Origin of the sequence: Bacillus sp. ABP14 (assembly GCF_001831375.1) — a bacterium.
Classification (GTDB): Bacteria; Bacillota; Bacilli; order Bacillales; family Bacillaceae_G; genus Bacillus_A; species Bacillus_A paranthracis.
Genome location: NZ_CP017016.1, coordinates 3,788,828 through 3,802,101, shown reverse-complemented (window position 1 = coordinate 3,802,101; position 13,274 = coordinate 3,788,828). Strand labels below are relative to the sequence as shown.

18 protein-coding genes are annotated in these 13,274 nt (G+C 35.8%); 13 read left to right on the top strand and 5 right to left on the bottom strand.

Annotation, left to right across the window (positions count from 1 at the left end):
- Window positions 1-97: 97 nt before the first annotated feature.
- Entirely contained in the window at window positions 98-769 is a 672-nt protein-coding gene (locus BGI23_RS19640) for an SIMPL domain-containing protein (protein ID WP_001161458.1), read from the bottom strand.
- Between the two features lie 158 nt (window positions 770-927).
- On the opposite strand from BGI23_RS19640, the gene BGI23_RS19635 reads away from it, so the two are divergent.
- Window positions 928-1,347 (top strand): MarR family winged helix-turn-helix transcriptional regulator, encoded by a 420-nt coding sequence (locus BGI23_RS19635; RefSeq protein ID WP_001003315.1) that lies wholly within the window; start codon window positions 928-930, stop codon window positions 1,345-1,347.
- Between the two features lie 99 nt (window positions 1,348-1,446).
- Complete coding sequence (locus BGI23_RS19630; RefSeq protein ID WP_000873780.1) at window positions 1,447-1,992, top strand: hypothetical protein; 546 nt, start codon at window positions 1,447-1,449, stop codon at window positions 1,990-1,992.
- Window positions 1,993-2,016: 24 nt separating this feature from the next.
- On the opposite strand, the gene BGI23_RS19625 is transcribed toward BGI23_RS19630, so the two are convergent.
- From BGI23_RS19625 to BGI23_RS19610, 4 genes are read right to left on the bottom strand one after another with little or no spacing between them, the layout of a single operon-like run.
- The gene (locus BGI23_RS19625) at window positions 2,017-3,081 is read right to left on the bottom strand and encodes an ABC transporter permease (RefSeq protein WP_000486549.1); all 1,065 of its coding nucleotides are present in this window, start codon (window positions 3,079-3,081) and stop codon (window positions 2,017-2,019) included.
- Window positions 3,082-3,093: 12 nt separating this feature from the next.
- On the bottom strand, window positions 3,094-4,158 hold the full coding sequence (locus BGI23_RS19620; RefSeq protein WP_044793856.1) for an ABC transporter permease subunit: 1,065 nt from the start codon (window positions 4,156-4,158) through the stop codon (window positions 3,094-3,096).
- A complete protein-coding gene (locus BGI23_RS19615; protein ID WP_070806788.1) occupies window positions 4,148-5,029 on the bottom strand; it encodes an ABC transporter ATP-binding protein in 882 nt (293 codons plus the stop codon). The genes BGI23_RS19620 and BGI23_RS19615 overlap by 11 nt, the downstream gene beginning before the upstream one ends.
- A complete protein-coding gene (locus tag BGI23_RS19610; RefSeq protein ID WP_070806787.1) occupies window positions 4,995-5,414 on the bottom strand; it encodes a GntR family transcriptional regulator in 420 nt (139 codons plus the stop codon). Before BGI23_RS19610 ends, BGI23_RS19615 begins: the two co-directional genes overlap by 35 nt.
- A gap of 166 nt (window positions 5,415-5,580) precedes the next feature.
- Here BGI23_RS19610 and dacF point away from each other — a divergent pair, with 166 nt between their 5' ends.
- From dacF to spoVAE, 11 genes are all read left to right on the top strand, one after another.
- Entirely contained in the window at window positions 5,581-6,771 is a 1,191-nt protein-coding gene (gene dacF, locus BGI23_RS19605; protein ID WP_000831992.1) for a serine-type D-Ala-D-Ala carboxypeptidase DacF, read from the top strand.
- A 170-nt stretch (window positions 6,772-6,941) separates the two neighbouring features.
- On the top strand, window positions 6,942-7,292 hold the full coding sequence (spoIIAA, locus tag BGI23_RS19600; protein WP_000059133.1) for an anti-sigma F factor antagonist: 351 nt from the start codon (window positions 6,942-6,944) through the stop codon (window positions 7,290-7,292).
- Window positions 7,293-7,733 (top strand): anti-sigma F factor, encoded by a 441-nt coding sequence (gene spoIIAB, locus BGI23_RS19595; protein WP_001243400.1) that lies wholly within the window; start codon window positions 7,293-7,295, stop codon window positions 7,731-7,733. It begins immediately after the preceding gene.
- 12 nt (window positions 7,734-7,745) lie between these two features.
- On the top strand, window positions 7,746-8,504 hold the full coding sequence (gene sigF, locus BGI23_RS19590) for an RNA polymerase sporulation sigma factor SigF (protein ID WP_000350729.1): 759 nt from the start codon (window positions 7,746-7,748) through the stop codon (window positions 8,502-8,504).
- 137 nt (window positions 8,505-8,641) lie between these two features.
- Entirely contained in the window at window positions 8,642-10,168 is a 1,527-nt protein-coding gene (locus BGI23_RS19585; RefSeq protein WP_000450065.1) for a sodium-dependent transporter, read from the top strand.
- Entirely contained in the window at window positions 10,168-10,266 is a 99-nt protein-coding gene (locus tag BGI23_RS19580; RefSeq protein WP_000016826.1) for a methionine/alanine import family NSS transporter small subunit, read from the top strand. Before BGI23_RS19585 ends, BGI23_RS19580 begins: the two co-directional genes overlap by 1 nt.
- 116 nt (window positions 10,267-10,382) lie before the next feature.
- Window positions 10,383-11,003: a stage V sporulation protein SpoVAA gene (gene spoVAA / locus BGI23_RS19575; RefSeq protein ID WP_070806786.1), complete on the top strand. Its 621-nt coding sequence runs from the start codon at window positions 10,383-10,385 to the stop codon at window positions 11,001-11,003.
- Window positions 10,996-11,412 (top strand): stage V sporulation protein SpoVAB, encoded by a 417-nt coding sequence (gene spoVAB / locus BGI23_RS19570; protein ID WP_000572932.1) that lies wholly within the window; start codon window positions 10,996-10,998, stop codon window positions 11,410-11,412. The genes spoVAA and spoVAB overlap by 8 nt, the downstream gene beginning before the upstream one ends.
- A 14-nt stretch (window positions 11,413-11,426) precedes the next feature.
- On the top strand, window positions 11,427-11,885 hold the full coding sequence (spoVAC, locus tag BGI23_RS19565; RefSeq protein ID WP_000147736.1) for a stage V sporulation protein AC: 459 nt from the start codon (window positions 11,427-11,429) through the stop codon (window positions 11,883-11,885).
- Between the two features lie 13 nt (window positions 11,886-11,898).
- Window positions 11,899-12,915, top strand: a complete 1,017-nt coding sequence (gene spoVAD, locus BGI23_RS19560) for a stage V sporulation protein AD (protein WP_001241152.1) — start codon at window positions 11,899-11,901, stop codon at window positions 12,913-12,915.
- A gap of 3 nt (window positions 12,916-12,918) precedes the next feature.
- Window positions 12,919-13,269, top strand: coding sequence for a stage V sporulation protein AE (gene spoVAE, locus BGI23_RS19555; protein ID WP_000345905.1), 351 nt, complete (start codon window positions 12,919-12,921; stop codon window positions 13,267-13,269).
- Window positions 13,270-13,274: the final 5 nt, after the last annotated feature.

Here is a 13,274-nt window from a genome sequence, read left to right as displayed (position 1 = left end):
ATATCTCTTTCGTAAGAGCTCACCGTCCTTTATTATATCAGAACATCATGTTTTTACAACAAGGAAAATGATAACGTTTACTTATAAATGAAATTATTTATAAATACGTAAAAATCGCCCGTATTGTAGAAATGATTTCTAATTCTCCCGATTGAATGGGAGGAGCTGCTTGTGCATGTAAAGTAGCATAGGACGCGACTTCCCTTGGTAATTGAGCAGATTCTTCAACGAATGAGAGTGGAACAGGATTAATGTTTAAATTGTATGTACTCGCAATAGCACGAGCTTTTTCTACAGCTTGTTGCAGAGCTTGAATGAGAGCTTGCTCATAATATTTATTTGGGTGAGATATTCGAAACCGTAAACCTTTTGCTACGTTTGCTCCATTTGAAACGGCTATATCATATACTTCCCCTGCTTTTTGTACATTTAAAACGGTAATTTCATACAAATGTTCCACCCGATATCCTTGTAGTAATGCTTTATCATTTATATATTCGTATTGAGGCGTAATCGTATATGAAATGGTTTCTATATTTTTTTCAGCGATACCAAGCTGTTTAAGTGCATCCAGCAATTGTTTTGATTGTACTGCATTTTCTTCTTGCGCTTGTTTCACATTTTTACTATCAGTTCGAATGCCAAGTGTTAGTATAACAACATTTGGTTTCGCTTTGACAACACCCTCACCTTGTACAGTAATAGTCGCTTCTTTACCAGTATTAGCTGTGCGTACATTGTGTAAATAAGGATTCATTCCACCTTGCATCTTCCATCACCATCCTTTTTATATGTATATGTGTGAACAAAAAAGAAATTTGTATGAAAAAGTTACATAAATGGGAATGTTAAAGAAAGAAAGCATATACAACGAGGGTATTTATAGATTATAATATGTGTAAATATGATAAAAAAGGGACGAGGCTAGTGAACGAAAAAAGAGAAACACTGATTTTAGAGTTATCCGGATCATTTCGAAAGATGATACGTTTATTACAAAATGATATTAATACACGTTTTGCAGAACATATGCCATATAATGAATTTTCTGTATTACGCGCATTATTTTTAAACAGTCCACAGATGGCTTCGCAAATTGCGAGTGAAGTAAACGTAACCTCCAGTCATATTACAGCTGTTACAGATCGTCTTGTACGAAAAGGATTAGTAGAAAGAAAACGTTCCAATTCAGATCGTCGTATCGTGTACTTAGAAATTACAGAACACGGAAGAGAAGTAACTGAAAAACTAGAAGCTGTACGAAAAGAATATTATAAAGAGAGATTTAAAGGTTGGAGCGACCAAGAAATAGAAATGGTGTTAGAGCTATTTGGCCGCGTATTATAATAAATGAGGATAGGGAGCGACAGCTTTTCTATCCTTTTTCTTTTGAATAAAAACATTTTGAAACTCCGATACTTTAATTAAAAGATCGGAGGAAAGATTATGAAATATATTGCTGCACTTACCATTTTATTTGGTGGTTTTTTCTATTTTCAAACATTCACGTACGCAGATACGCCTATCCAAGTGGTGCGAAAAGAAGTGAAGTACATTGAAAACGATAATACAGTCTTATATTCAAAATTATGGGTTCGTTCTATGCAAAACACAGTATTATTCCACCATAGCGATAATATTCGTAATCAGGACACATTACGTAATGTAACAAGTTCATCGCTTGTTAAAGCGAAGCAACTATCTTTTCAGAAAGCAGCACTCTATATACCGAGACTATCGCAATACGTATCAAAAATAGGAAAAGAAAATATTCAAGTGTACTACATTGCGATTCACTATAATGTGAAAAAAGAAAATGCATATCAATTAGATGGCATGAACTATTTTCTACAAGTATTTGTGAAAGAGCGTGGGGAATGGAAAATTGCTGAAAGTGTAGTTGCACCGACAGAGCAGATTGTGCAAAATGGTGATGGATTTGGGATGAAAGAAGAGATGGTGTATGGGGATAGGAGAGAGAATGTGAAATAACCTCCTCAATAAGAGGAGGCTATTTTATTTAAAATTCCAAGAGACTTTCCATTTTAATATTTTAGGTAGGAAGAAATACGTAATGAAACTAGTTACTAAAAATCCGATGTAAAAGCTGGACAATGAGTGCGCTCGACTTAGTATTAAACCTCCAACGATCCCACCAAAGAAAATAGCGCATGCCATTACTAACTTTTGTAACTTTGGATATAATAGATAGTTACCATTTCGCTCATTGATTGAACGAGCATATAAATATATACCGAGTGGTAATAAAAGAATAATATGTGCAATAGGTCCAATCAATGTTTTTGCCGGTGGAATTTTTGTAAAGTTTGGTTCGTTATGACGTACTCCATTTTGATCAGTATAAGCGCTCTGTGGATCATAATTAAAGTAAATACGAAAATCTTCTGCTGGGCTAGAGATACGTATGTTTTCCATCACATCATGTATAAGACTGTTGTCTTCATGAAATTCAGTGTTTGAGTGAACAGCAATGACTCCGGAGATAAGTGATGGAAGTAAAGCTGGAAAGATTAATATAGCTGTAGTGAGAAATCCTTGCGATATAATATTCCCTGTCATTGTACCTACACATAAGGTAATTGTATAAATAGCGATTAATACAATTAACATGTATATAAAATAACTATGAAAGGGAGAGAATACTTGATATTTATTATGAAAAGTTAACTTTTTCATAATAGCAAATAGCCCCCAGTTTAAAATGACAACTGCGACGATATTACAGATTCCAAATAACCACTTTGTTATATAAAGGTGCGAACGTTTAAAGGGCATGGACCATAACAAGTCGCTAGCGTTATTTTGTCTTTCCCATCCAATTAACGTACAAGCTAGAACGATAAGTACACTACCTAACAGCAGAACAGGATCTAGAAGTGTTAAATCAAAATGGTAATGATATACATAGTTCCACTTTTTATTGTCATTTAGAAATTGTTGCTCTTGAATAGAAGTCATATAGTATTGATATGACAAAGTATAGAAGCTGACGAGCCAAAATAACCATACAACATATTTACTTTGTTGATACGTTCTTAGCCACAGTGCTTTTTGAAACATAGGATCTCTCCTTTAAAAAACTTTATAATTTGTTAGGCGTGATAATATAACATAAGTAATGATTCCGGTTAGAAACAAACCGATATAGTAACTAGGTAAGAAATTAAAATGGTTTATTTTATAGCCGCCTAGTAATGCAAAGTAAATGGTTGAGCCCCATATCCATATCGGTAAACTCTTTTGGAACATAAATATCTTCTGAGTGTTTTCATTTGGTGATCTTGTATATAAATATGTTCCAAGTAGTAAGTAAACTAATGTATAAAAAATCGGGACTAACATTGATTTGGCTGAATAATATATATGAGATGCTGGATCTCTTAAAGCAGTTGGATTGTTCTCGATCTCACGGGATTCCGGATTATAGTAATAATTGATAGAAAAATGACTAATTGGTGCAGCTGTATTTGTTTTTTGATTGATTTCATAAAGTTGTCGATATAAGTTTTCATTTTTAATATTTGCAGCGTATAAATGGTTAGTTGTAAAAGTGTATAGTAATGTAATAAATGTAACCCCTGCTAGTAACCATGGAATACAAAAAATAATCTGCGAAACGATGCTTCCAGTAAAAGTACCGATACATAAGGCAGCTGTATAGACTGCAACATAAGAAACTATCGCATAAAGAAAGTATCGATGAAACGGACTAAAAGATTGATAATCAAAATGAATAGTGGTTCTATAAATAACATACATAAGAACCCAATTGAAAAGTAATGAGCCCACAATACAAAATGAACCGAAAGCCCATTTAGATAAGAAAACATCTTTTCTTTTAAATGGCATTGTCATAAGTAGTGTATTAGATTGGTAGCTGCGTTCCCATCCTATCAATAAGCAGGCTAAAGCGATAATAAGAACAGTTAACCAAAAACTATTACTTTCTCCTGAAGAAAAAATATAAAAATAATAATACTGTTTCCCTTTTTCTTGTAATTCATAATACGCATCAAGTTGTTGCTGAGCACTTCTATAGTAGCCAAAAGGTAACAAGTAAAGCGAACTAAAGAAGAATAGTAACACAGCATATTTCCCGCGTTTCCAATTCCACATCCACAATGCCTTATGAAACATACCCATCCTCCTCCAGCGTCGTAACGAAGACATCTTCAAGTGACATTTTTAATTCTTCAATGAGTATAGGTTGTTCTTTATAAAACTTCTCCAGTGTTGTAGCCACATTTCCTTCAATTAAGATGGTATATACTTTTCCTGTTTGATTTAATATTTTAATATTGCTCAAGTTTTCTAGTTTTTGAGGTAGTGAACGTTCGTAAGCAACTTGTATTTTAGCAAATCGTGATTTTGCATCGTCTAGTGATGTAATCGACGAGATAGTATGGCCTTTTAATATAATAATTGTATCTGCAATTTGTTCCACTTCATCTAAATGGTGAGTTGAGATGAAAATGGTAATCTCTTTTTCTGCAACTTCTCCAACGAGAAACTGTAAAATCTGTCTTTTTACGATAGGATCAAGTCCATTTGTCGGTTCATCTAAAATAATATATTCTGCCTTTGTAGAAACGGCTAAAATGATAGCAAGCAGTGCTTTCATTCCTTTTGAATAGCTACGAATTCTTTTGTTTGGTAAGTTAAAACGTTCCAACAGTTCATAGAAATATGCTTCATCAAATACGGTATAAACTGCTTTATAAAACTTTACAATTTCTTTTACCGCATAGCCGTTCAGTATGTTAGTAGAATCCGGAACATATACGATTTTTTGCTTTATTTCAGGACACTTATGAATGTTTGTATCTTCATATGTAACAGTCCCTGCATCAGGGTCTAAAATGCCGACCATCGTTCGTAATAAAGTTGTTTTTCCCGCACCGTTTCTTCCGAGTAATCCGATGATACTCCCTCTTTGCAATGTGAAAGAAACATCGTCTAAAATCGTTTGATTATCAATTGTTTTCTTCAGTCTTGTCACTTTCAGCATCCGCATTTCCTCCAATCTCTTTATAGTATGAATCTATCCAATCATGAATTTTATCTTTCGTAACACCAAGATAAGAGGCTTCTAATAGTAATTGATGAAATTGCTTTTCAACCATAGCGATTTTCCTTTCGTCTAATGTTGGGGTAATCGATTGGGATACAAATGTTCCTTTTCCTCGTAATGTTTCAATAATACCTTGTCGCTCTAACTCTTGATACGCTTTACTCACTGTATTTGGATTTATAACGAGTAAAGAAGCGAGTTCGCGTACAGAAGGTAGTTTGTCACTTGGAGCTAACATGTTCTTTAATACGAGTTCTTTTATATTTTGAACAATTTGTTCCCATATCGGAGTGTTGCTTCTTGGATCAAGTTGAATATGCAAGAGCAATGTCTCCTTTCTGACTTGTATTAAGTGTACTACTATGTGTAATACACTTAATACAATAAAGGTGATGAATGTATTTGTCAACTGAAAATGTTAGAAAAATATGGTATTAAAAAACAGTGAATTGGAAAAAATAGGTTTGATATAGAATGGAGGGTTAGTCATGAAGCGAGTTTTTGGAATACTTGTTTGTTTCATGTTATTGCTTTCTGGTACTTCAGTTAGTTTCGCACAATCTGAGAAGACGAAGCAGGAGAAAACAGAAGAAACAACGCCGAAGTTAGCGGAACAAGCGTCATCAGCAATTGTAATTGAACAAGATACAGGTAAAGTTTTGTTTGATAAAAATCCAAATGAGAAATTACCGCCTGCTAGTATGACGAAGATTATGACAATGCTATTAATTATGGAACAAGTTGAAAAAGGAAAACTGAAACTGACGGATAAAGTGAGAGCAAGTGAGCATGCAGCTTCAATGGGTGGATCACAAATCTTTTTAGAGCCTGGAGAAGAGATGACTGTAAATGAAATGCTAAAGGGTATTGCAATTGCATCTGGAAATGATGCGTCTGTTGCAGTAGCGGAGCATATCGCTGGTTCAGAAGAAGGTTTTGTAAATATGATGAACAAAAAAGCGAAAGACTTAGGATTGAAAAATACTCATTTTCAAAATCCGACAGGTCTTCCGGCTAAAGACCATTATTCTACAGCGAACGATATGGCTATAATGGCGAAAGAATTGATGAAGTACCCACTTATTCGCAAATACACTGGTAAATACGAAGACTATTTACGTGAAGATACGGATAAGAAGTTTTGGCTCGTTAATACGAATAAGTTAGTACGTTTTTATCCTGGAGTAGATGGTGTAAAAACGGGCTTTACGACAGAAGCGAAATATTGTTTAACAGCTTCGGCTGAGAAGAATGGGATGCGTGTTATTTCAGTTGTTATGGGAGCACCTACATCGAAAGAACGGAACAATCAAGTAACGAAGCTTCTTGACTACGCATTTGGTCAATATATGACAAAGAAATTGTATACACGAGGCGAAAAAATTAAGACTGTCCAAGTAGGAAAAGGGAAAAAAGAAAAAGTAGATTTAGTTGCGTCAGATAATGTATCTCTTCTTATGAAGAAGGGTGAAAATATGGACAAGGTAAAGCAAGAAGTAATTGCTGAAAAGAAAGTGAAAGCGCCGATTAAAAAGGGCGATGCGCTTGGTACACTTGTTATAAAAAAAGATAAAGATGTTTTATTAAAACAAACAATTGTAGCAAAAGAAGATGTTGCTGCAGCGAGCTGGTGGGAGTTATTTAAAAGAAGTTTTGGGATGTTTTCAACATCAAAATAGCGGCAAACATTTTGCCGCTTTTCTATTCGTATGTAAGTAAATAATTGCTGAATGGTTTCACTTTATGGCGAAATAGTTCTTCTTTTGTCAGTAGGAAGGATTCTTATGTTGTATCACGAAAATCTTTATGTATGTAAATGAGTAAAGTTTGAGCATAAGGAGGAAATCGTGTGAGTCTTTCCATGCAATTAGAAGTAAAACGTGACGTCCTATGTGTGAGGCTAGCGGGTGAATTAGATCATCATACTGCTGAAGAGTTGCGAACGAAAGTAACAGATATGATTGAGACACATGGTGTTCATCATATTGTTTTGAGCCTAGAGAACTTATCGTTTATGGATAGTTCTGGTTTAGGTGTTATATTAGGCCGATATAAGCATGTAAAGGGATTAGGTGGAGAAATGGTTGTTTGTGCAATTTCACCGCCTGTTAAACGTTTATTTGAAATGTCGGGCTTATTTAAAATTGTTCGCTTAGAAGAAAGTGAAGCGCATGCGCTCGCGACGTTGGGGGTGGCATAAATGAGAAATGAAATGAACCTTCAATTTTCAGCATTAAGTCAAAATGAATCGTTCGCTCGCGTTACAGTAGCTGCTTTCATTGCACAACTAGATCCTACGATGGAAGAACTTACAGAGATTAAAACAGTTGTGTCAGAAGCGGTTACGAATGCAATTATTCATGGGTACGAAGGAAATGCAGAAGGTGTTGTTTATATTTCTGTAATTTTGGAAGAAGCAATGGTGAAACTCACGATTCGAGATGAAGGGATTGGCATCTTTAATTTAGATGAAGCGAGACAACCCCTTTTTACAACTAAACCTGAATTAGAGCGTTCCGGAATGGGATTTACTATCATGGAAAATTTTATGGATGAAGTAGAAGTTATTTCAAACGAATCTTTCGGGACAACAATCCATTTGACAAAATACTTATCAAATAGTAACGCTCTATGCAATTAAGGAGAATAGCCTATGGACATAGAGGTCAAAAATGAGAAGAAGAAACCTCAGTTAAAGGACCACGAGCTAAAAGCGTTAATTCAAAAAAGTCAAGATGGAGATCAACAAGCAAGAGATACAATTGTTCAAAGTAATATGCGTCTCGTATGGTCGGTTGTGCAACGTTTTCTTAATCGCGGATACGAACCAGACGATTTGTTTCAAATTGGATGTATTGGACTCTTAAAATCGGTAGATAAATTTGATTTATCTTTCGACGTGAAATTTTCAACATATGCAGTTCCCATGATTATTGGCGAAATACAACGATTTTTACGTGATGATGGATCAGTGAAAGTAAGTAGGTCTTTAAAAGAAACAGGAAACAAAATTCGAAAGATGAGAGATGAGCTTTCGAAAGAATTCGGAAGGGCTCCAACGATTAATGAAGTAGCTGAAGCGTTAGAACTAACGCCAGAGGAAGTGGTTCTGGCGCAAGAAGCGAGTCGTGCCCCTTCATCCATACATGAAACGGTGTATGAAAACGACGGAGATCCAATTACTATTTTAGATCAAATTGCAGATCAATCTGAAACGAAATGGTTTGATAAAATTGCTTTAAAAGAAGCAATTAGAGAATTAGATGAGAGAGAGCGTTTAATTGTATATTTACGCTATTATAAAGACCAAACTCAATCAGAAGTAGCAGAGCGAATAGGGATTTCTCAAGTGCAAGTTTCAAGACTTGAAAAGAAAATATTAAAACAGATGAAAGATCGAATAGATGAATAGTTATCTATTCGATTTTTTTTTATGAATTTAATAGGAGGAGATTGTAAACTTTCTTAAAAATTAACAGAATTTATTGATAATTTAGTAAATTTAAAATATAATCCAATTATGAACTTGTCACAAAGGGGGAAGGAAATATGGAAACGAGGCAACAATGGGGAACGAGGGCTGGATTCATTTTTGCAGCGGTCGGCTCTGCCGTTGGATTAGGAAACATATGGCGTTTTCCTTATACGGCGTATGAAAATGGAGGAGGCGCATTCTTTTTACCGTACTTATTCGCATTATTAACGACTGGTATTTCATTATTGGCGTTTGAATTTGCTCTTGGGCATCGTCACCGTGGTTCAGCGCCACTTACGTTCTTTCGTATTCATCCGCGTGCTGAATTCATCGGATGGTGGCAAATGTGTGTAACGTTTATCGTTTCAACATATTATGCAGTAATTATTGCTTGGTCTATTTCTTATACGTATTTTGCAATTACTGGCGCATGGGGGAAAGACACGGAATCATTTTTATTTAAAGAGTATTTACATGTTGCAGATAAACCGGGACAGTTTGGAGGGCTCGTACCGGAAGTATTAATTCCACTAGCTCTCGTTTGGATTATTGTGCTTGGTGTTGCTTTTAAAGGAGTTAAAAAAGGAATCGAAGTTGTGAACCGTATTTTCATCCCTTTACTAGTTGTTATGTTCCTTATTATCGTAGTTCGTGCAGTGACGATGGAAGGTGCGATGCAAGGATTAGATGCATTCTTTAAACCAGATTGGAGTCGTATTTTTGACGGAAAAGTATGGCTTGCTGCTTACGGTCAAATCTTCTTTAGCTTATCTTTAGCATTTGGAATTATGATTACGTATTCTAGTTATTTACCGAAAAACTCAGATACAACAAATAACGCTTTTATTACTGGGTTTGCAAACTCAGGATTTGAATTATTAGCAGGGATTGGGGTCTTTGCGGCTCTTGGATTTATGGCAAATAATATGGGAGTACCAGTTGATAAAGTAGCAAGTGCTGGTGTAGGGCTTGCTTTCGTAGTATTCCCGCAAATTATTAATGAATTACCGATGTCACCTTTATTTGGCGTATTATTTTTCTTATCATTAACGGTTGCCGGAATTACATCCCTCATCTCGCTTGCGGAAGTATGTTTTGCTGCTGTATCTGAAAAGTTCAGCTTAAGTCGCCAGAAAACAATTGGAATTATGGGGACGCTTCTCGTACTCGTTTCTCTCGTTTTTGCGACACGTGGCGGGCTTATGTTCCTAGATGTTGTCGATTACTTCGCTAATAACTTCGGATTAATTACAATTGCTCTAGCGGAAGTAGTTACGATAGGACTCATTTTACGTCGTTTACCAGTTTATCAAAACCACGCAAACTTCGTATCTGATATTAAGTTAGGGACGTTTTGGAGGGTGAGTTTACTCGTTATTACTCCGCTTATGTTAGGGTACATGTTAATTGATGGTACAATCCAAAATATTAAAAAGAACTATGGAGGTTACTCAACGGAGTTTGTCGTAACATATGGTTGGTCAATTGCAGCAGCGTTCCTTATCATTGCGCTAATTATTAGTCTAAAGAAATGGAATGCACAAATACATTCAGATTCTGCTAAGCTTGAAAAAGAATGGAAAGATCGAGGTGTTTCATAATGAGTGGATCAGCGATTATGATGATGGTTATTGGAATAGTAGTCATTTGGGGAGGGCTCGCATTAAGCATTGCAAATTTATTTAAGAAAAAAGCATAAACTAAAAAACATCTGTACCGAAATGGTACAGATGTTTTTTTATGAAAAAATTGTATTAGAAAAAAATTGAATAACCATACTACAACTACGAGGAAGAGTGAAGAGGTGAATGGAAATTGGAACAAACAATTTATATTAAAATGCGTAATCGATTAAAAGTTTCTCCTACGTATGAAGTAAAGCTGGGAGATGTTGCTCAACTTGCCGGAGATGCTACAGTAGTTCAGTCGTTACAGGATGAGGTAATTTATAAAATTACAGCGCGTGATAAAACGCATGTTGTAATTGATGTTATGAAAATAATTGAGATTATTAGGCGAAAAACCGCTCATATACAAATTAATTTACTCGGTTCTGGACAAACTCTTGTTGAAATTATATATGAAAAAAAGAAAGTACATCCGATTTTTTTCGGACTTGTATGGTTGTTACTTTTCATTGGAGCAGCCCTTGCCATCATATATTTTCATGAAGATGTAAGTATGCAACAAGTGCACCAACGGTTATATTACATGATTACGGGAGAATTTAAGGCGCAACCACTTTTATTTCAAATTCCTTATTCATTAGGTCTTGGGCTAGGCATGGTTTTATTTTTTAATCATGTATTTCAAAAGCGTATTAATGAAGAGCCGAGTCCGTTAGAAGTGGAGATGTTCCAATACCAGCAATCACTTGACCAATATGTAATTGTTCATGAAAACAAGGATAATATGAAACAACTTACCGATGATTGAGTCTGGATTCGTTATTTTAATTGCTTTAGCAGGAGGAATTGCTGTAGGTAGCGGATATGTTGCGTTTTTAGCTGTACTTGGTATAATCCCTCGTCTAGCTCAATTAACGAGAAGTGGAAAGCACATTCAATATTTTGAGTGGGCAGTTATTGCAGGTACATTAACAGGAGCTTGGTGTAGTTTGAAAAATATTACATTTCAAACATCGCAATATTGGCTTGTTATATTAGGGATATTTTGTGGCACATTCATTGGAATGCTCGCTGCCGCATTAACGGAAGTGTTAAATGTTCTACCTATTTTAGCGAAACGAGTAGGGGTAGAGGGGAAGATTGTTGTTTTACTCGTTGCTCTTGTACTTGGAAAAGTAATAGGCTCGTTGTTTCACTGGATTTATTTCGTAAAGTAGGAGGCAATATATAAATGACAGGGCGAAAACTAAAGGACGATTACGTAAATAAAGTGAAGGAATACCATCCGAAGCCAAATTATTTTATAAATTGTGTTAAGGCATTTTTTGTAGGTGGACTCATTTGTACAATCGGAGAAGTATTGATGAAATTTTATATACATTATTTTCATTTTAGTGAACAAGAGGCAGGAAATCCAACAGTCGCAACTCTTGTACTATTATCGGCGATTTTAACAGGTTGTGGTGTATATGATAAAATCGGTCAATTTGCTGGAGCAGGTTCGGCCGTACCTGTTACGGGATTTGCGAATTCTATGGCAAGTGCTGCGCTAGAGCATAAGAGTGAAGGAATTGTACTTGGGGTTGCTACAAACATGTTTAAGCTAGCGGGAAGTGTAATCGTTTTTGGTGTTGTCGGGGCGTACATTATTGGGTTAATAAGATATACTTTTAAAATTTTTATGTCTTAAAGGAGGGGCTAGTATGAGGTTGACAGGAAAACAAACGTGGGTATTTCAAAATGATATTTATGTGAATGCAACCGGTACTGCCGTCGGTCCAAAAGAAGCTGAAGGCCCTCTTGGAAAGGAATTTGATATTTCATATGATGATCTACATTGCGGAGAGGAAAACTGGGAGCTTGCGGAACGAAGATTAATGTCAGATTCTATTCAACAAGTCATGCAAAAAGCAAATGTAGAAACATCACAAATTGATTTCTTTTTAGCGGGTGATTTATTAAATCAAACAGTAACAGCAAATTACGTGGCGCGTAAGTGGGGAATTCCCTTTTTAGGCATGTTTAGTGCTTGTGCGACCTCGATGGAGACTTTAGCGGTCGGATCAGCCTTTATAGATGGTGGATTCGCAAATCGTGTTTTAGCGACGGTAAGTAGTCATAATGCAACAGCTGAAAGACAGTTTCGTTATCCAACAGAGTATGGGGGACAAAAACCAGGAACAGCAAATTCCACTGTTACAGGTGCGGGATCCATATTAATTAGTAAAGAAAAAAGTGCCATTAAAATTACGTCGGCTACGATTGGAAAAGTACAAGATTTAGGAATTGCGAACCCTTTAGATATGGGATCGGCGATGGCGCCGGCTGCGGCTCATACAATTCAGCAGCATTTTGAAGATTTGAAGAGAAGTGCCAATGATTATGATGTGATTGTTACCGGTGATTTATCTGCTATTGGGACACCGATCGCGAAACAACTGTTACTGGAAGAAGGTTATGATATTGGGCATATATATAATGATTGCGGATTAATGATTTATGATTCGGGTCAAGAAGAAGTATTTGCAGGTGGTAGTGGTTGTGCTTGTTCAGCTGTTGTCACATATGGTCATTTATTAAGCGAGATGCAAAAAGGGAATTTACAACGAATTTTTGTCGTTGCTACTGGCGCGTTATTAAGCCCGATGATGATGCAGCAGAAAGAAACAATTCCAACAATTGCACATGGTGTCGTATTTGAAAGAGTGAAGGGAGAGTGAATTGTGGATTTTATATATGCATTTCTTGTAGGAGGCGCTATTTGTCTAGTTGGACAAGTATTGTTAGATTTTGCAAAGTTAACACCAGCTCATTTAATGGCTACCTTTGTAGTGATAGGAGCAGTTTTAGATGGATTTGGATTGTACGATAAGCTTATAAAGTTTGCTGGTGCTGGGGCGACAGTTCCTATTACAAGTTTTGGACATTCTCTATTACACGGGGCAATGCATGCGGCAGAAAAACATGGATATATAGGGATTGGTATGGGTATGTTTAGTTTAACATCTGCAGGTATTTCTGCAGCAATATTATTTTCATTTTTTATAGCACTTATATGTAAACCGAAAGGATAAATCAA